The sequence below is a fragment of the Enterobacter chengduensis genome, assembly GCF_001984825.2.
Classification (GTDB): Bacteria; Pseudomonadota; Gammaproteobacteria; order Enterobacterales; family Enterobacteriaceae; genus Enterobacter; species Enterobacter chengduensis.
In genome coordinates this window covers 1,380,064-1,399,339 of sequence record NZ_CP043318.1, presented here as the reverse complement: position 1 = coordinate 1,399,339, position 19,276 = coordinate 1,380,064, and the positions used below count along the sequence as shown (strand labels likewise).

The following is a 19,276-nucleotide window of genomic DNA, read 5'->3' as shown; positions in this document are numbered from 1 at the left end:
GGCAAAAAATCACTTCAGCAGCTTCACCGTGGCATCAATGTCGATCTCATCTTCGGTGAAGATCAGCGTCGTGTTCTGGAAGGTGGTGATCGCCAGCTTCTTCACCGCGCGCATTTCGCCCGGCTTTTTGTCAGATTTAGGCTTGATGCTGTTCATCAGCAGCCCCACCGACAGCACCGCGTTCTCTTTGTCGATTTTGGTATCGACCGGTTCTTCTTCGGTAAACACCACGAAGGATTTAATCGAGGTGAGCTTCACGCGCTCGCCTGCAATATAGAGGTGCTTGCTTTCGGGGATCACCTTTACCGCATAGGCGGAAAGGCCTTTGTTGTTGGTGGTCGGCTCGAAGGTCACCGCGGCATCTTTCTTAATCAGATCGGGGTTCGCGACCTTAATCACGTGAAAATAGCGGTTGTCGCCGTTTTCATCTTTGATAAATCCAAAGCCTTTATCTTTAAACCACGTTGTGATTGTACCGTTCATCGCTGTTACCGCCTGTCAGATCGTAATGACTAAAGTTTTGCAGCGCGCAGTGTAATGCACAATGGCGGAGGAGACAAAAAAAAGCCCCTGCACGGGTGCAGGGGAAAACTCATGTCAGAGCTTATTAGTATTGAGTTTTTAGTTGAACACCATCCCACCATCGATGAGCAGAGACTGGCCGGTCATGTAGTCGGAATCCGGTCCCGCCAGGTATGAAACGCAGGCGGCGACATCTTCCGGCTCGGACAGGCGGCCAAGCGTGATGCGTTTGGCAAAAGTTTCGGTCCCGTAGCCGAGCGGTTTACCCGCCGCCTCGGAAACCTGACGGTCGATCTCCGCCCACATCGGCGTTTTGACGATGCCCGGGCAGTAGGCGTTAACGGTGATCCCCAGCGGGGCGAGATCCCGTGCGGCGGTCTGGGTTAAGCCGCGCACCGCGAACTTGCTGGAGCTGTACACCGCCAGCTCCGGGTTGCCGGTGTGGCCCGCCTGGGAGCAGGCGTTGATGATTTTGCCGCCGTGCCCCTCTTTGCGGAACGCGTCGATGGCGGCCTGAATGCCCCAGATCACCCCTTTCACGTTAATGTTGTAGACCTTGTCGACAATCTCCGGCGTGATGGATTCGATCGGCGTGGACGGCGCGATCCCGGCGTTGTTCACGATCACGTTAAAGCCGCCCAGCGCGGTGCGGGCCTTCTCGACCGCCGCAAACACCTGCTCGCGGTCAGAGACATCGACCTTCACGGCGACGGCCTTGCCGCCGTTGCGGATGATTTCATCGGCGACGGCTCTGGCCGTCTCCGCGTTATAGTCGGCGATGGCGACGGCAAAGCCATCCTTCACCAGACGCAGCGCGATCGCTTTACCAATCCCCTGGCCTGAGCCGGTTACGAGAGCAACTTTTTGCATTTCTCTGTCCTTATATTGAGTCACAAAATCTGGCTGAGATGGAGCTGGCCCATCAGCAGCGGGTTATCGCTGTAGTCGACGGGGATCGCCACCACGGCAGGCCCGTCCACATCCATCGCCGCGCGCAGCGTCGGTTCGAGCGCCTCGGCGCTCTCCACGGCAAAGCCTTTCGCGCCGAAGGCGTCGGCATAGGCTTTGAAATCGACCGGGCCGAACTCGACGCCGGAAAGGCGCTGGTATTTTTTCTCTTCCTGAATGGCAACCATGTTGTAGCCGTTATCCACCCAGATGATGTGCAGCACGTTGGCGTTGAGGCGTACCGCGGTTTCGAGCTCCATACTCGACTGCAGGAAGCCGCCGTCACCGGAGACCGACACCACCTTGCGGCCCGGATTGACCAGCCACGCGCCAATCGCCCACGGCAGCGCGACGCCCATGGTCTGCTGGCCGTTGGAGATCATCACCTGACGCGCGCGGAAGCTGTAAAGGTAGCGGGCGATCCAGATGTGGAAGCTGCCCATATCCACGGTGAGCGTCACGTCGCTATTCACGATGTCCTGCATGGCGCGCACGATGCGCAGCGGGTGCAGCGCAAACTGGTTGAGCGAGGCGCCGCGGCGATCGAGCAGATCGCGCTGATGCTGGCGATCGACTAGGATCTCTGAAGCACGTTGGCTCAGCTCCAGCTTGTGATCGATGCGGTTAGCGAGCAGGTTCAGCGTTTCGGCGATGTCCCCCACCAGCTCGAGATCCGGCACGTAGTTACGCTCTTCATAGGCAGGCAGCACGTCAATGTGCACCAGCGTGGCGTCGCCGCTGTTCCACATGGACGGCTCGTATTCCACCGGGCTGTAGCCGATGCAGATAATCAGATCCGCCAGATGGAGCAGCCGGTCGCCCGCCTGGTTATTGAACAGCCCGACGCGTCCGGCGAAGCGGGTAAAGTTCTCCTGGTTCACCGCCCCGGCGGCCTGATAGGTGCTGGTGACCGGAATGCGGCTTTTCTCCAGCAGCGTGCGCAGCGCGGCGCTGTTCGCGGGCTGGCTGGCCATCAGGCCAAGCAAGATGACCGGGTTTTTGGCGTTTTCGACGAGCTTCGCCACGTCGTTAATCGCTGACTCGGGTGCCGGGCCCATCCGCGCCGCGCCGCTGGCGGGCAAAATCGCCCCCGTCGCGGGCTGGTCAACGATATCCTGCGGCAGGCTGACGAACGCGCCCCCCGGCCTGCCGTGCTCGGCGGCGCGAAACGCGTTCGATACCACCTCGGCAATCGCGTCCGGCGAGCTGACCTCAACGGCGTATTTGGTCACCGGGCTGAACATGGCGACGGTGTCCATGCTCTGATGCACCAGCTTCGCTTTATCGGCGCGTTTGACCGCCCCGCCCAGCGCCACCACCGGATCGCCCTCGCTGTTGGCGGTGGCAATGCCGGTGATCAGGTTGGAACAGCCCGGACCGGAGGTCACCAGCGCCACCCCCGCTTTGCCGGTCAACCGTCCTACCGCGGCCGCCATAAACGCCGCGTTGGCCTCATGACGCACCGGAATAATTTCGATGGAGGAGTCCAGCAGGGAGTCAAAGACCTTGTCGATTTTCGCGCCCGGGATGCCGAACACCTGCTTCACGCCCTGCGCTTCCAGCTGGCCGACAACCATATCGGCGCCGTGCGCCCACTGACGTGACTGTTTCTCACTGTTCACGGTAGTTCTCCTGTTAGTTTTCGACGGAACGGATCGCGGCATCCAGATTGCTGGGGTGAAGGTTGGCCTGTAAAAACGCGCTGTCGGCGGGCAGGTCAATCATCAGCTTGTGAATTTCACCGAAGGTGAGCACGCCGCTCTCCAGCTGGTAGTCGAGCAGGTGTCCCCCGCCCTGACGGTCGTCGGTGATGAAATGCTCGTGATAGCCGGCCACGTTGATGCCCTGCATGTGCTGCGGCGTGCGGAACCCGACCAGCACGCCCTCGCGCTGGTTGAAGCGGAACACCGGCTGGTCGTCCAGCACGTCGGTCATCGCGCGGTACGGCGGCGTCTGGCGCGGTACGGTGCGGGTGTGGGCGTGGCGGAAATTGCCGTCGATACGCAGCGCGCAGAACAGGTTATCGGACGGGATCTGCTGATCGATAACGTCGTGGATCTGCTGACGGCTGATCGGCGCATCGAAGGTTTTACGGTACTGCGGCTGAAACCAGGTCATCACCGCAAACGGCGTTTTCTGGTCCGGCTTCGCGGCCCGGGCGCTGCCGTCGGCGCGCAGCTGGTACACCTGGCTGCTGAAGGCAATCATTTCGCCGTCCAGCTCGTTGAAGGTGCCCAGACCAAAATCACCGTGCGCCAGCAGATCGGCGATGGTGGTCTCGCCTTCGTACACGCCGCTTAGCAGGGCGCTCATTAGCGATGTTTGATAGATCACGCTGTCAGGATGCTGGGCGGAGAACCCCCGCAGGGTCTCGCACAGGCTGGCCTCACAGTCGCAGGCAGATGAATGCATGATCGTGCTTGTCCTCTTCAACTTTATTTAGAAAGGTTAAATAAATGTTGACCCGATTCAGCAGAGAGTTCCAATATAGAAACCATGCTGGTTTGAGACGTTTTAGATATGGAACTTCGTTATCTGCGGTATTTTGTCGCCGTTGCACGCGAGCGGCACTTCACCAAAGCGGCCAAAGCGCTGGGTATTTCACAGCCTCCTCTGAGTCAGCAGATCAAACGGCTCGAAGAGGAAGTGGGCACCCCGCTGTTCAGGCGCCTGACGCGTGGCGTGGAGCTGACCGAGGCGGGAGAAGCCTTCTATGAGGACGCCTGTAAGATCCTGGCGCTGAGCGACGCCGCGCTGGAGAAAGCCCGCGGCATCGCGCGCGGGCTGAACGGCAGCCTGTCGATTGGCATCACCAGCTCCGACGCTTTTCATCCTCAGATTTTCGCGCTGATCCGTCAGTTTCAGGTGCAGAACATGGCGGTGCAGGTTCATCAGGTGGAAGCGAATATGTCTTCGCTGACGACGATGCTGGCGGAGGGTGAACTGGATATCGCCTTCGTGCGCCTGCCGTGCGAGAGCAGCAAGGCGTTCGAGTTAACCATCCTCGACCGGGAGCCGATGGTGGTGGCGCTGCATCGCGATCATCCGCTGGCGGCGTGCGATTCGCTGGCGTTAGAGCAGCTTCGGGATACGCCGGTGGTGTTGTTCCCGCAGGAGGTCGCGCCCGGCCTGTACGACCGGGTTCACGGCTGCTGCGAGCGGGCCGGGATCGACGTGCAGCACGCGCTGCAGTCGTCACAGCTTTCATCCTCCCTGAGCATGGTTTCCGCCGGCGGCGGGTTTGCGCTGGTGCCGAAATCCATGGCGGCCATTTCTCCGCCGAATGTCACCTACCACGCGCTGAGCTCGCCGGAGCTTTATACCGATATCGCGCTCTGCTGGCGGCGCTTTGAACGCTCGCGGACGGTGAAGCGGTTTCTGGCGATGATGAGCGAGGGGTAGCGGCCGGTTTGGTTGGTGGTTTTTGTAGGCCGGGTAAGGCGTAGCCACCACCCGGCAATGCCCTTCTGGAAGCCGCCTCGCAAACCTGCAAGCAACCTTATGTAATTCAGGGTTATCCCCTTTCCATCCTTTTTTCACCGCCGTAAAGTGCCTGCGTTGCGGCCCATCCGTAACCGGGCGTAGGAACCCGTTAGCATAACGTGACATTTTTACTTAAAGAGGATGCTAAATGGCTACTGTCCCTGAGTTTTCTTATGCGCTCTCTGAAGAAAGCGCTGTTCACCACCTCATCGATCTTCAACTTTGCGATTCCGCAGATCTCTTCGAACTGGCTGACACCTGCGCCGCCTGTGTGAGCGTGCTGGTTGAAACTGACGATCCCGTGACGTTTTCTATACTTTGCGAGCGCTTGCTGGCACTGCTTAAACGCCTGCGTGAATGTTGCGATACAGAACTTCCCCCGCATCTGGTTGAAAGGCTCATCGCAGGAGAAAAGATCGTTTCCTGCGTGCCAGACTGCTGGCAGGAGACGACGTTGCAGGTGGATTATGCCGTGGCGTTAACGCTGGCGGTGATTGGCGGGACACTGCCTGCGCGCGTGGCGAAAGAACTCACCGGGTTGCTGCACGATATGGTCTGGCTGCTGGCGGAGTTTGTGAAGGAGCCGTATATCGCGGCGCACTGAGACGGGTGATGGAAGGCCGGGGTTCTGCTGGGTAAAAAGCAGGGGTTCGGCCTTACGCAAAGTACAACGTTGTTTGTTGAATGTCCGTTAATAGCGAGGAGCAGACGTCTACATTGAATAACCTACTAGAGGGGGCTTTTCACGCAGGTCTGCTAAGTAATTAGCTAAAGATTAGAGGCAAGGGCTGCATTGATACATTTCAGCACATCATCATCTTTACCAATAGATACGGGAAAACCTTTAACGTTAAGAATGTTACTCTCGATTGAAATAACAAGTTTTTCACCTTCAATAACCAAGCCAAATATTTTAGAACGCTCACCCAAAATTGAACGAGCCAAAATATTGAAGTTTGTTGAGGATTCACCACTCTTTAGTCTGGCATGTGCAGGGGCAACAATTGAAAGTAAAAGATCTCTCAGTGCATCAGCCTCACATATTACTTCAGTGCTCGAGGCATGCTGGATGCAGCGGATCAAATCTGCATATGCGGTGTTAACACCGTCATGCGGTAACTGATTGATATAGTCAATTTCACCAACAGCCGCACTTGGCTTTCCAATTGAAGTAAATGGATCTGAATTTTGGTAGTAAGACTCTATTGAACCTTTGCGTAAAATAAATAGGCCACACTGTTCCAGCAAGTCAAGTAGCACTTTTAAACGGGTCTTTATACTACTCCACTCATTATCCTTAGCTAAATTTTCTAATTCATTATCATCGATAATGAAAAGTGTACAGAAAGCAGAGCGACGCTTTGCTTGCGCCTCTTCCTCGGCTTTCTTGTTCACCCAATACGGGTGCAATTCGGCGGTTGCAGAAATTTCATTCCATCGGGAATCTACCAATTTGCAAAAATCTGCGAATATAGCACTAACCATTTGTTGCGAGGATCGATACCCTAGCTCACTTGCTCGCCTTTCTGCGGTGGGATTATCATTAAGGTATGAGTTTACAAGATCAAGGCCATCAGCGATTCCATCAGCGTCCGCCAACGCAACAGGGCTTTTGCCGAGTAAACGCAATAATTTTGCCACGGTTGGCATCTGTCCTTTACCAATCACAGGTAGTAACTGTGATCCGGCAGCTTCAAGATGTATATCCAGCTTGTTTGCTAGCGCACTGCAAATCATTACATCAGAGGGACCTTCAACTAATAAAGGCTGTTTAGAAAACAATGATAACTTATGCTCTTGTCCGAGACGAGCAATTAAGTTTTGTACTTTTTTGTTCTTGATCTCTCCAGCGTCAGCTGGGATTTGCACTGGCTCACTAATCAGGTCATAACAGAAAACAAGAGATAGTAAATCTTCCGGTTTCTGAATTTGAAGCATTTCTGTTGAATGAGTAGCGATGATAACAATCTTTTTGTTACCTCCCTCAGACGGATGGCCCGATACACTTAGGATTTCATGAAGAAGAAATGCCTGTAACTGAGGATGCAAGGAAACCTCTGGTTCATCTAGAAGAAGCGCCCCTACATCATCATCATAAAGTGCAGCTAAAATCCCAACTAGATGCATCAATCCAGATGCTTCTCTGCCTGACGAGTATGATTTTGCTTCTATGTCCAATCGCGAAAATAATATTTTTAGGGATCCACCATCCCATTCAATAAGAATGTCGCGCTTGAATAATTTCCGAAGCCTCTCCTGAATTTTAATTAAAATATCAGTCCGTTCAGCAAGTGTTTGGAAATCGCCATTAATAGTTTCCATCTGATGTCTACGAACAGCATCGCTCTTGCTACCATAAGATGCGTTGTCGTACTGTGGTGAGCCTCCACGATACCCGTCATAGTCTGATCTAAACTGCTCCAACATACCCATTCGCCCGGCAGATAGAAAGCGCACACGCTTTCCATTCGTATGCTGACTTAGACTTTGCTTTAGCCCCCTCAAAAGATGTGTTTTTCCAGAACCATTTGGTCCGAGTAGAACTGTAAGACCTCTGTTTAAGATGACCTTACGAATAAAGTTTTCATTGTGACCAGCAATTTGTGCTGTCAATTCTAGAGGGAAACTCACTTACATCACTCCTTATGCATGACATTTTCAGCAAAAGGGTTTCCATGCTTTAATTAGAGGTTATCCCTTATGCCCTAAATTTTTAATAATAATCGGAAGTAACTAAAATTTTGGTGGGGTAGCCTTGCAAAGGAAGTCCGCTCCTGGCACAAATCGGACGCATCTTGCACACTCCCATATTCTTCTGTAAGCAAAGCTATCACCCACAGCAATCCTTTTCACCAAGCAATTCCTGAATACGCTACGCAAATCAAACAAATACCTAAAACCGAGCCATTCCACATACTTTTATCTTTCATCACTACCTCTTAAAGTATGCGCACTCAATACTTGAGCGCCGTTATCACTAGGATGTGGAAAGTGCAGCCCATAACAGTTTCCACATTGTAAACTTACCAACCACCATCCAAAATGTTTCCAACCTGGAAACAAGGGGCATGGATGCACGTAGTCTCAAGAGCGCCTTTCTACACAGCGACCAGACACTTTCCCAATCAAGCACTCGCCTTGGACGATCTTTAGCGGGTACTAAAAAAGGAGCATTATCCGTCACCAGACGATATGCGAAAGCGCTTCCCCAGCCTGGACAGAATGAAATACCGGTAAAAATGATGGGTCGTTGACGTGGGTGGCGGGCATTTAAGAATGATATTTTTGCTGATTTTGAGCGTGGAATGAGCTTCATCAAACATCTCAACACTCACGCAGAGCATGACAAGCTCACGGACCTCTACCGGAGAACGAAAGAATGAACTATGCGGCAGCCATCAAAGCGTCAAACGATCTGACAAGCGAGCTCCCTTTCCTGGGTTCAAGCCCGTCACGTCAAGATTACGAGGATGCTCTGGGATTGGTGGAATATCTGATTGAGCATGACCCCGATAGCCCGCTGGTAGAGATGTTCACTGCGAAAATCGATAAATATGAAAACGAGTCTCCGGAGTTTGCAGAATTTAACGCACGTGTTGCCAGCATTCCGTCAGGCGTTGCGCTGCTGAGAACGCTGATGGATCAGTATCAACTCACTCAGAGCGATTTCGAAAACGAAATAGGCAAGAAGTCTCTGGTGAGTCGAATCCTCAACGGACAGCGCACGTTAACGCTGGATCATATGCGAGCGTTGGCGAAGCGTTTTGGCGTGTCGGTAAGTGCATTTGTGGGGAAATGATTAGGATGGCATATTTCTATTTATTAAGAAAAAAGTGACGTAGCAATCCTATTCGCCGTTAAACGTTGGCTCAACACATATGCACTCTACTCGAAATGGCTCGCCTGCATGATTTTAAAGAACGGGTGCTAAGATAGCCATTTAGTGGCTAAACCCTTACGGTAATTGTAGCGGCACATCACTGCCATCAAACATTTCCCTTAAATACTTTGCAAGCGATTTAGAATCTTTTGCAGCAGGAATGACCACGTGATATTCGCTGATGCCAATTTTTTTTGCGGCATCATCATTAAGCACGATCACAAGTTTGTCATCTGTGAGTTGAACGGAACGAATAGAGTCTGTTAACTCATATTCCGTTGACTCACTCTGGAATCCAATACATTCATTAACTGGTAACTCATCCTCATCGAATCGTCCGATAATGATAAAGTTTTTAGGATCATAGTCGTCATCTCCTACCCCAATGGTAAGAACATCATCTTCTTCAGTGCAATTGATGTATGTTGCAGCAAATTTTCTAACATTACGCATTCGCTATCCTCATCCTGAGCAGTTTTTTCGCCTAGCTGATTTTTTACCAGAAGCCTGCCATTCATTAATCTGACCAGTGTCGGAAGGCCAGTTGTAGACGACATCTGCGCCAGTATTCAATTTAAAGGTGTTCATCTTACCACGACATGATGTACACGGTGGATACTGTCCATCGATTACCAGTTTATCCCCAGGCGACGCTATTTGGTCAAGTTCTCTGGTGATTCTTGCTTCCGTGTGTGTTGCCAGGGAACTCTGTGGGAAGCCTAAAGCTTTTTCCTCTGGAGTCATGTTACCGCTCTGCCAAATACCTTGAGCTTTGACATTACCCTCACTGTCAAAAAGCGTTGCATGGGCGGTATGAGTGCCTTTGCCAGTGCCAAATGACAACCCAAGCGGATCAATCCACCCCAACGGATTCGGCGCATACTGATAAAGGTTCCACCCGCCATTCAGCCCAATCGGATCCTGCACAATAAACCGCCCGACCTGCGGGTCGTAGTAGCGGAACAGGTTATAGTGCAGCCCCGTTTCACCGTCAGCGTACTGCCCGGCATAGCGAAGCGGCTGGCGCGCCATTGCCGAGCGATTCACAACCCGTGAGAACCCTTCGCTCTGATGGCGCACCTCGCCAAAGCTGCCGTACTGGCCGCTCCAGCGCACCGCTCCGCGCTCGTCGGTCACCTCCAGCGGCGCGCCGTTCAGGTCGGTGTTGAACCAGTAAATCTCACCGCTGCTCTGGTCATGAAGGTGATCCACCCGCGCCAGCGGGCCCCAGGCTTCATTCGGGTCGTAAATATACGTGCTGCACAGCCTGCTCTCCTGCTGCTCCTGCAGCAGGCGATAGCCTTGCCACAGGAAGCGGGTCTCGGTGGTGCCGTGCGTCGTGGTGACGGTTTTGCGCGTGCGGCGGCCCAGCGCGTCGTAGTGATAACTCGCCTTAAACCGCCCTTCCGGCCCGGTTCCGCGGGCGGATACCAACCGATTCTCGGCATCATAGGCATAATGCTGTTCATACAGCCCGTTGCGGCGGCTGACCAGGTTGCCCCAGTGGTCGTACTTCATAAACAGCGCCTGCCAGTGCTGCAGGCGGTTATCCGTGACCGGTGCCGGATCGTCACTGGCGGCGAGATTATCCGCGGCGTCATAGCTGAACTGCGCGCGGCTGTACCCCTGGCGGGCCTCGTAGTGCTTCAGCAGACGCCCTTCGGCGTCGTAGCCGTAATCCACCTCACCTCGCAGGGTGTCGCTGACGCCGGAAAGCTCGCCGCGCGCGGTGTAGCGATACAGGCGTTCCAGTAGCGTCTGCTCCGGCAGGGCCACGTCCGTGTTCAGCTCGCTGCGCTGCAGGGTTCGTCTGCCCAGGCTGTCATACTGACGGAACTGCTCGCGCGCGCCCTGGGTGCGGCGCACCTCGCGGTGCAGGCGGTCGCGGGTGAACTCGGTCACCAGCTGCTGCCCGAAGCGGATGGCGCTGACGTGGCCGGAGCCATAGTGCAGCCAGGCCAGCTTTTGCTCGCCGGGCAGCGTCAGGCCGGTCAGGTTGCTCAGGGCATCCCATTCGTAGCACACCTCGCCGTTAATGCCGGACTCGCTCAGCACGCGCCCGGCTGCGTCGTGGCGGTAAGCGATCTCATCGCTTTCGATACCCAGGGCAACGCCTTCGGCCGTCGGCGTACGGCGGATGCGGGCGATCTGGCCGCTCAGGTCGCGGAAGTAGCGGTACTCCGCGTGGCGCTGAGTGCGCCCGATCAGCAGCCCGCTGTCGTCATAGCTGAACTGCTGGACGCGACGGGCGATGCCGCCGTCGGCGGCAGGCCTGCCGTTTTCTTCGAGCGCGCAGAGGAACCCTCGCGCGTCCCATTCCATATGGCGCACGGTCTCGTCCGGGCGCGTTTCGCTGAGCGGGCGGCCCACGGCGTCGTAGGTGAAGCGGTATTCCGCCCCGTTGCCGTTATCGAGCCGCAGCAGGTTACCGCGCGGGTCGTAGCGCCACTGGCGCACGCGGCCAATACGGTCGGTGAGGCTGACCGGGAGGCCGAGCGCGTTATAGGCCCAGCTCACCTCGCTTTCCAGCGGGTCGCGCCAGCCCGTAAGCTGGCCGCGTTCGTTCCACACCAGCGACTCGCGGCTGCCGTCCGGGTGGATCACGGCGCTCAGCAGCCCGGCACGGCCCCACTCCCGGCGCGTGATGTTCCCTTCCGCATCCTCGCTGGCAATCAGCTGCCCGAAGCGGTCGTAGGTGAAGCGGGTCACGCTGCCGGAGCAGTCGGTGCGCTGCGTCAGCAGCCCCTGGTGGTTCCAGACCAGGCGCACCACGCCGCCGATGGCGTCGGTAATGCTCTCCGGCAGGTTTTCAAGATCGTCGGGATAGCGATACGCGGTGGCATTACCGGCCGGATCCGTCTCCGACAGCAGGCGACCGCGAAGGTCGTACACGGCCTGCGATGAGGTGCCGTCCGGGTAGACCGTGCGGGTGATGCGGTCGGTCAGACGATACCAGTGATACTCCGTGCGGCGGCCCGCCGGGTCCGTCTCGCTGGTCATGCGGCCGTATTTGTCCCACGCGCTGCGGCGCATCGCCCCGCCCGGCAGGATGACGTCGCAGAGCTCGCCGTCGCGGTAGACAAAGGTCGTCTGGCGACCGTCGTAATCCGTGAAGCGCGCGACGTTGTCGTCGTCGTCCACCAGCCAGTGCGCCTGCGCGCCGTCTTCGCGGGTCGCGCGGCGGGTGCCGTTATCAAAATCGTATTCGAACGTCAGCCGTTCGCCGCCGCTGTGGCGGAAGCCGACCACGCGCGGCAGGCCGTCAATCTCCTGCCATCGGTATTCGCTCAGCAGGCCGTTGGCGTCCTCATGGGCGCTCATCAGCCCGTCCTGCCAGCGGAAGCGTCGGCGCACGCTACCGCCCCGGCCGGTCACACAGACCAGCTGGCGCTGTTCATCATAAGCGTAACTGACCAGGCAGATCTCGTCATCCAGCCAGGCGCCGACGAGCCTGTCGCGGTCGTAGCGGCAGACCACGCGCTGGCCCGCGCTGTCGGTCAGGGCATGCAGGGTATTATCCGCATTCCACTCGAAGAGGATCTCGTTGCCGCAGGGTTCAGAGATGCGCTGGAGCAGCGACGGGGCATCATCCTTAAGCGGCGCATAGTGCCAGCGCTCGCCGCTGACATCATACACCGACCAGCTGCCGTCAGAGTGATGTTCAAGCCAGTTCTTTTCGCTTTCACAGTAGGTGCGCATCCCTTTTGGGACCTTCGGGAAGGCGACGTAATCGCCGGACGGCGCGCGCCACGCCAGGCCGTCCTGATAAGGCTCCAGGCGGCTTTCCCAGAACAGGCTCCAGCCGCGGCCCAGCACGCTGTCGCCGGGGTTGCCGCTGCGCCAGTAGCGCTGCCAGCGCACCGGAAGACGGGAAGGCAGAACGAAATCGAGTTCATCATCCCCGCTGAGAAACTTCTGTCCGCTGACGATATCCACCGGGCGGGCGATGATCCCCGCGGCGGCCACGCCGGTCATCAGCGTGCCGGCGCGGCAGGCGATACGGGCCAGCTTGTTGATACCAGGGATTTTTCCCAGCAGCTTAGAGAGCGCCCCGACTTTGCCGGCGGCACCGCCCCACCCGCCAATCAGCCCGGCGAACAGCAGGGTAAGGTCGGAGACTTTATACAGCCACTCGGGGACTTCAGGCTGAATGGGCAGGGTCTGCTGCGGATCGCCGCCGATAATGACGTTGTCCGAACCGGTCATCACCTTCGCGTCGCAGGTGGTGCGATCCCCGATGCGGGCCGCAGGCAGGCCGTTAATGGAAACACGCGAGGAGCCTTCGGCCATCTGCTGCGAGCCGTCGTCAGAGCACTTCACCGCGCTGTCCGTGGCCATGGCGGCGGGTTTACCGTTGATAAACACGTTGGGCGAGCCGGAGGTGATGACGCCTTTCTTCGTCATGCTGGATGCCCCGGCGTCCGCGATGCCGTCGCGGGCGGCGGTCGCCAGCTCCCCGGTGTAGTAGCCCACGGCCAGGCTCGCGCCGACGAGCAGGACGCCCACGCCAAGGCAGGATGCGCCGAGTCCGGCAATAAACATTGCCCCCGCCAGGATGCCCCCGGCGGCGGCAATCAGGCCGCCGACAATCGTTCCGGCAATCATCCCGGCCAGCGCACCGGAGTGGCCGATATCATCACCTACGCGTGCAGCTTCAAACATAACAACGGTCCCTGATGTTAATGGTGGAAGCGAAAGCTCCTGAGAAGATCGCCAAACAGCGCGCGGTCGGCATCGCCCAGCGCGCGGGTGCAGGTCATGGTGAACACCAGAATTTTATCGTTCTCGACGTTAAATACGGCCTGCTGCTGCCAGATGCGTTTTCCGTCGCGCAGGTAGCTCGCATGGACGGTTTCACCCTGCAAAAGGCCGTCGCCCAGGGTCGCTGCGCTGCGCTCACCCTGCTTCCAGCCCTTGATGTGTTTTTCCATCAGGGCGAGCTGGCGATCGATATACGCGGAAAGCGCTTCGCCGGGGTTGAGGGCATCGCGGGAGAGGTTAAACGCCGGCGCGTCCGCTGCGGGCGGCGCGAAGACGTTGACGGTACGATCCTGATAACCTTCAGGAAAAGCGATCAGTCCTTCACTGAAAAGGCACTGCGAAGTTGGTTCTGACATTGAGCGGGTCCCACCACATTTTTCAGAAGCGGTAAGTTTCGCATATGTGTTTAAGGCTGACTATCCCCAGATTATTGCCTCACGCCAGCCCTCGCCGAACGGAAAAACAGCCGCCGTTAGCCCGGCCCCTCGCTCCCCGCCGCCAGCAGCGGCACCACCACGTCGCTGATGGGCACCGCAATGCCGTGCCTGCGCCCGTAGCGCTGGATCGCGCCGTTGCGGATATCCCACTCCATCGGACGATCCGCCTGACGGTCGGCCAGGATCGACGTGCCTAAATCCACTGGCGCGCGCTGGAAGTTCGCCAGGATCTCCCCGGCCACCGCATCGTCAAGCTTCGCCCCCTCGGCGCGGGCGACGGTAAGCCCCTCGCGCAGATAGGCCAGCGCAAGCTCGCTGATGTCCTCGCGCCTGAACATCCCGGCGCGGCGGTTGGCCAGCACCATCAGCCCGGCGACCGCGTTTTGCAGCAGCTTGCGCCAGGCGACGGTGGCGAAATCGGTCGAGAGCTCCACGTCACAGCGCGTACCGCAAAGCGCCTCAACCACCCGCTGCGCCTGCGGCACGTCCGGCAGCGTCAGGCGCGGCTTCGCCCGCAGCCAGACGGAGGCATCCGGCTCGCGCTGGGCCGGGAACCACACCACCGACGGCAGCACCGTCGCACCGTTGACCAAAGGTTCAAGCTGGGCTTTTTGCTCCACGCCGTTTTGCAGGGCGCAGACCACGGTGTTTTCATCGCACAGGGCGCGCAGCCATCCGGCGCTGTCGGCGTTCTGGGTAGTTTTCACCGCGATAAAAACAAGATCCACGGGCTGCCTGATGACGGTCGGATCGGTTAATACCGGACCGGGCACCACCGTTTCGCCCTCCTCGTAACGCAAACGCAGTTCAGGATGCGCGGTGCGCCCGCAGAGCCGCGGCGTGCGGCCCGCGTCATGCAGCACCGCGGCAATGGTGGTCCCAATCGCCCCCGGTCCGATCAGCGCAATGGTTGGATAGTCAGACATGAATCACTCCCCTTTTGCTAAGCCTGCTATCAGTTATACCACCCAGAGACGAGCACGCCACACCCGTTGGCTATACTCAACACACAACCGACAACGGAGTGCGCCATGCCCTTACCCGATTTCAAGTCCTCTGAACCGTTCACCCTCGGCATCGAGCTCGAACTGCAGGTGGTTAACCCGCCGGGCTACGATCTGAGCCAGGACTCCTCCGCGCTGATCGCCGCCGTCAAGGACGACGTCAAAGGCGGTGAAGTCAAACACGACATCACCGAAAGCATGCTCGAAATCGCCACCGGCGTGTGTCAGACCATCGACCAGGCGGCAGCGCAGTTCTCGGTGATGCAGCAAAGCATTCTGCGCGCGGCGGCGGAGCAGCATATCCAGATCTGCGGCGGCGGGACGCATCCGTTCCAGAAGTGGCAGCGGCAGGAGGTGTGCGACGACGAGCGCTATAACGTCACGCTGGAGCGCTTTGGCTACCTGATTTTGCAGGCAACGGTCTTCGGCCAGCACGTGCACGTCGGCTGCCGGACCGGGGACGACGCCATTTACCTGGTGCACGGCCTGTCGCGCTTTGTGCCGCACTTTATCGCCCTCGCCGCCGCGTCGCCCTATATGCAGGGCACGGACACGAAGTTCGCCTCATCGCGTCTGAATATTTTTTCGGGGTTCCCGGATAACGGCCTGATGCCGTGGGTCAACAGCTGGCAGGAATTCGAGGGGCTGTTCCGCCGCCTGAGCAGCACCAGCATGATCGACAGCATTAAGGATCTTCACTGGGACATCCGCCCCAGCCCGCACTTCGGTACCGTGGAGGTGCGGGTGATGGATACGCCGCTGACGCTCGGCCACGCGATTAACGTCGCCGGGCTGATCCAGGCCACATCGCACTGGCTGCTGACCGCGCGGCCCTTTAAGCATCAGGAACGGGATTTTCTGCTGTACCGTTTTAACCGTTTTCAGGCGTGCCGCTACGGGCTGGAGGGGATCCTGACGGACGTGCATACCGGCGAGCACAAAACCGTGGCGGAAGATATCGCCTGGCTGCTGGAGCAGGTTGCGCCGTCGGCCGAGAAGCTCGGCGCGACGAGCGCTATCAATGAAATTGCCCTGCTGTTAAGGCAGGGCAAGAGCGAGGCGCAGCGCATGCGGGACTTTATCGCCGACGGCGGCTCGCTTATTTCTCTGGTTCAGAAGCACTGCGAGCTGTGGGCGACGAGTCCGTAAGGCCGTGGCCCCACTCGCGCAGGCGCTGGAACAGCACGAACAGCGCGGGGATGAACACAATCCCCACCACGGTCGCCACCAGCATGCCGCTGAAGACCGTGGTGCCGATGATGCGGCGGCTCTGGGCACCCGCCCCGGTCGCCAGCATCATCGGCAGGACGCCGATAATAAACGACACGGCGGTCATCATCACCGCGCGGAAGCGGCGCGACGCCCCTTCCCGCGCGGCATCGGCAATCGTCATCCCGTCCATGCGCCGCGCGCGGGCGAACTCCACAATGAGTATCGCGTTTTTCGCCGCGAGTGCGATCAGCAAAACCAGGCCAATCTGCACGTAGACGTCGTTGGCATAGCCCGCCAGCCACAGCCAGACCAGCGCCCCGCCGATGGCAAACAGCACCGAGAGCATCACGCTCGCCGGGAGCGTCCAGCTCTCGTACTGGGCGACGAGAAACAGCCATGCCATCACCACCGCCGCCAGCACGATCCATATCGCCTGGTTGCCGGTCTGCTGCTCCTGATACGACATGCCGCTCCAGGCGTAGTCGTACCCCGCAGGCAGGCTCTCCGCCAGAATCTCGCTCATCACCGCCATCGCGGTGCTGCTGCTCACCCCCTCCGCCGCCGAGCCGCTCACCGACACGGACGGAAACTGGTTGTACTGCTGCAGGAACGGCGCGCCAACGCTCGGCGTGATGGTGACGAGGTTGCTCAGGCGAACCCGCTCGCCGCTGTTGCTGCGCACGAACAGCTCGCTGATTTGCTCGGCGCGCTCGCGCCACTGCATCTCGTTTTGCATCACCACGTGGTAGACGCGGTTGTTGATGCTGAAATCCCCGGCGCGCGTGCCGCCGAAGGCGGTTTGCAGGCTGCTGAAGATGCGCGACACCGGCACGTCGAGGCGGGCAGCGCGCTCGCGGTCAACGGTCAGGGTCAGCTGCGGCACGCTGCTGCTCCAGGTGGTGAACACGCGGCTCAGCTGCGGGTGCTGGTTGGCCTTCATCAGCACCCCGCGCGTGACGCGCTCCAGCTCCGCCGGGCTTTGCCCCGCCTGCGCCTGGATGCGCAGGTCGAAGCCGGAGGCGTTGCCGAGCCCCGGCAGCGTCGGCGGCGCGAAGGTCATGATGGTGGCTTCCGGCAGGGCCAGCAGCTGACGCTGCAGGGTGCCCATCACCTCGTCCAGCGGCGGGCGCTCGCTCCAGTCTTTGAGCATGATGGAGATAAACCCGCCGTTGGACGCGCTGGTGCCGTTGAGGATGTTAAATCCGGAAACCTGAATCACGTCCTCCACCGCCGGATTTTTGGCGATCAGCGCGCGCGCGGTGGTCATTACCGCTTCGGTACGCTCCAGCGAGGCCGCTTCCGGCAGCTGAACGCTGGCGAAGAAGTAGCCCTGGTCCTCCTGCGGCAGGAAGCCTTTTGGCATTGACGTAAAGCTGAACGCCACCACGGCCGCCGCGCCTGCGGTAGCCAGCAGCGCCAGCCACGGGCGCAGGGTGAATAGGCTCACGATCCGGCTATAGCGACTGCGCGTGGCGTCCAGCCCGCGGTTAAAGGCGCGATAAATCGCCGCAGGCTTCTCCGGGCGCGGACGCAGCAGCATCGCGCACAGGGCGGGCGTCAGTGTCAGCGCCACCAGGCTTGAAAGCGTGACCGCCGTGGAAAGCGTCACCGCGAACTGGCGGTACAGCTCGCCGACGATCCCCGGCAGCAGCGCCACCGGCACAAACACCGCCAGCAGCACCAGCGTCGTCGCGATGACCGGACCGGCAATCTGGCGCAGCGCCAGCGCGGTCGCCGCCGTGCGGCTCTGCCCTTCCGCCATCAGCGTTTCGACGCTCTCCACCACCACGATGGCGTCATCCACCACCATGGTGAGCGCCAGAATAATGGCGAACAGGCTCAGCGTGTTGGCGGAGTAGCCGAGCGTATAGAGCACCGCAAAGGTGCCCACCAGCGACACCGGAATGGCGATCGCGACAATCAGCGTCGCGCGCCAGCTTTGCAGGAACAGGGACACCACGACCACCACCGCCAGCATCGTCAGCGCCAGCGAGACGCCGATCTCTTTAATGGTGGCGGCCACAAAGGCGGTGGTGTCGAATTTCACCTCGTAGACCAGATCGTCCGGGAAGCGCGTCGAGAGGCGCTCCAGCTCCGCGCGCACCGCGTCGGCCACGCGCAGGGCGTTGGCGGACGGCGTCGGGTAGATGCCGAGATAGGCGGAGTCGTGCCCGTTCAGCTGCGCGCCGGAGCTGTAGCTGCGCGAGCCGAGTTCGATTGTCGCCACGTCCTTCAGGCGCACCAGCTGGCCCATCTCGCCCGCGCGGATGATGATGTCGGCAAAGTCTTCGGCCTGGCTTAAGCGCCCCAGCCCGTTGATGGTCAGGGTCTGCTGTTGGCCGTTAAACACCGGCGGCGTGCCGACCTGGCCTGCCGCGCCCTGCACGTTCTGCTCGCTCAGCGCCTGCGCCACGTCATCGGTGGTGACGTTGAGGGCGTTCATGCGGTCCGGACGCAGCCAGATGCGCATGCTGTAGTCGCGCGCGCCAAACATCTGCACCTGACCGACGCCCGGCAGGCGCGACAGCGCCTCGCGCACCTGGGTGCTGGCGTAGTTGCTGACGAACAGCGGCGTGTGGGTGTTATTCGGTGAGTAAAGACTTACCCCCATCATCAGGTTGGTGGCGCGCTTGCGCACCTGCACGCCGTTTTGCTGCGCCTCGGTGGGGAGCTGCGCCACGGCCTGCGCCACGCGGTTTTGCACGTCGATGGCGGCGAGGTCCGGATCGGTACCCGCCGCAAAGGTGATGTTCAGGCTATAGGAGCCGTCGTCCGAGCTGGTGGACTCCATGTACAGCATATGATCCACGCCGTTCAGCTGGGTCTCCAGCGGCGTGGCGATGGCCTCCGCCACGTCGGCCGAGCTCGCACCCGGCCAGCTGGCCGAGACGTTCACCACCGGCGGCGTGATCTGCGGGTACTGCTCTACCGGAATAATCTTCAGCGCGATGGCCCCCAGCAGGGTGATGACCAGCGCAATCACCATCGCGAAGCGCGGGCGTTTGATGAAAAACGTCAGCATGATGGCT

14 protein-coding genes and 1 pseudogene are annotated in these 19,276 nt (G+C 58.9%); 5 read left to right on the top strand and 10 right to left on the bottom strand.

Annotated features, from left to right (window positions below; translation table 11 throughout):
- Positions 1-9 precede the first annotated feature (9 nt).
- The 4 genes from FY206_RS06920 to budA form a co-directional block, all read right to left on the bottom strand.
- Complete coding sequence (locus FY206_RS06920; RefSeq protein ID WP_032638692.1) at positions 10-483, bottom strand: cold-shock protein; 474 nt, start codon at positions 481-483, stop codon at positions 10-12.
- 138 nt (positions 484-621) lie between these two features.
- A complete protein-coding gene (locus tag FY206_RS06915; RefSeq protein WP_032638691.1) occupies positions 622-1,392 on the bottom strand; it encodes a (S)-acetoin forming diacetyl reductase in 771 nt (256 codons plus the stop codon).
- Between the two features lie 20 nt (positions 1,393-1,412).
- Entirely contained in the window at positions 1,413-3,047 is a 1,635-nt protein-coding gene (gene alsS, locus FY206_RS06910; protein WP_229267781.1) for an acetolactate synthase AlsS, read from the bottom strand.
- A 58-nt stretch (positions 3,048-3,105) separates the two neighbouring features.
- The gene (gene budA, locus FY206_RS06905) at positions 3,106-3,882 is read right to left on the bottom strand and encodes an acetolactate decarboxylase (protein ID WP_032638687.1); all 777 of its coding nucleotides are present in this window, start codon (positions 3,880-3,882) and stop codon (positions 3,106-3,108) included.
- Between the two features lie 108 nt (positions 3,883-3,990).
- On the opposite strand from budA, the gene FY206_RS06900 reads away from it, so the two are divergent.
- Together FY206_RS06900 and FY206_RS06895 are read left to right on the top strand one after the other, a co-directional pair.
- The gene (locus FY206_RS06900) at positions 3,991-4,872 is read left to right on the top strand and encodes a LysR family transcriptional regulator (RefSeq protein ID WP_032638685.1); all 882 of its coding nucleotides are present in this window, start codon (positions 3,991-3,993) and stop codon (positions 4,870-4,872) included.
- A gap of 229 nt (positions 4,873-5,101) precedes the next feature.
- Positions 5,102-5,557: a hypothetical protein gene (locus FY206_RS06895; RefSeq protein ID WP_032638683.1), complete on the top strand. Its 456-nt coding sequence runs from the start codon at positions 5,102-5,104 to the stop codon at positions 5,555-5,557.
- Between the two features lie 164 nt (positions 5,558-5,721).
- On the opposite strand, the gene FY206_RS06890 is transcribed toward FY206_RS06895, so the two are convergent.
- Positions 5,722-7,584 carry an ATP-dependent nuclease gene (locus FY206_RS06890; protein WP_032638681.1) on the bottom strand — a complete coding sequence of 621 codons (1,863 nt, stop codon included), beginning with the start codon at positions 7,582-7,584 and terminating at the stop codon, positions 5,722-5,724.
- A 441-nt stretch (positions 7,585-8,025) separates the two neighbouring features.
- Between FY206_RS06890 and FY206_RS25540 the strand changes: the two are divergent.
- Together FY206_RS25540 and FY206_RS06880 are read left to right on the top strand one after the other, a co-directional pair.
- Positions 8,026-8,336, top strand: a pseudogene (locus FY206_RS25540) (type II toxin-antitoxin system HigB family toxin).
- Positions 8,333-8,752 carry a helix-turn-helix domain-containing protein gene (locus FY206_RS06880; RefSeq protein WP_032638679.1) on the top strand — a complete coding sequence of 140 codons (420 nt, stop codon included), beginning with the start codon at positions 8,333-8,335 and terminating at the stop codon, positions 8,750-8,752. Before FY206_RS25540 ends, FY206_RS06880 begins: the two are co-directional and overlap by 4 nt.
- A 156-nt stretch (positions 8,753-8,908) precedes the next feature.
- Here the strand turns inward: FY206_RS06880 and FY206_RS06875 are convergent, their stop codons facing one another.
- The 4 genes from FY206_RS06875 to FY206_RS06860 all read right to left on the bottom strand — a co-directional run bounded on the left by FY206_RS06875 (position 8,909) and on the right by FY206_RS06860 (position 14,957).
- Positions 8,909-9,286 carry a hypothetical protein gene (locus FY206_RS06875; RefSeq protein WP_077064100.1) on the bottom strand — a complete coding sequence of 126 codons (378 nt, stop codon included), beginning with the start codon at positions 9,284-9,286 and terminating at the stop codon, positions 8,909-8,911.
- A gap of 9 nt (positions 9,287-9,295) precedes the next feature.
- The gene (locus FY206_RS06870; RefSeq protein ID WP_032638675.1) at positions 9,296-13,495 is read right to left on the bottom strand and encodes an RHS repeat-associated core domain-containing protein; all 4,200 of its coding nucleotides are present in this window, start codon (positions 13,493-13,495) and stop codon (positions 9,296-9,298) included.
- A 17-nt stretch (positions 13,496-13,512) separates the two neighbouring features.
- Positions 13,513-13,950, bottom strand: coding sequence for a DcrB-related protein (locus FY206_RS06865; RefSeq protein ID WP_032638673.1), 438 nt, complete (start codon positions 13,948-13,950; stop codon positions 13,513-13,515).
- 116 nt (positions 13,951-14,066) lie between these two features.
- On the bottom strand, positions 14,067-14,957 hold the full coding sequence (locus FY206_RS06860; RefSeq protein ID WP_032638671.1) for an oxidoreductase: 891 nt from the start codon (positions 14,955-14,957) through the stop codon (positions 14,067-14,069).
- Positions 14,958-15,062: 105 nt separating this feature from the next.
- On the opposite strand from FY206_RS06860, the gene FY206_RS06855 reads away from it, so the two are divergent.
- Entirely contained in the window at positions 15,063-16,184 is a 1,122-nt protein-coding gene (locus FY206_RS06855) for a YbdK family carboxylate-amine ligase (protein ID WP_032638670.1), read from the top strand.
- Here FY206_RS06855 and FY206_RS06850 read toward each other — a convergent pair.
- Entirely contained in the window at positions 16,135-19,269 is a 3,135-nt protein-coding gene (locus FY206_RS06850; protein WP_032638669.1) for an efflux RND transporter permease subunit, read from the bottom strand. The two genes, FY206_RS06855 and FY206_RS06850, sit on opposite strands and share 50 nt — an antisense overlap.
- Between the last annotated feature and the right edge of the window lie 7 nt (positions 19,270-19,276).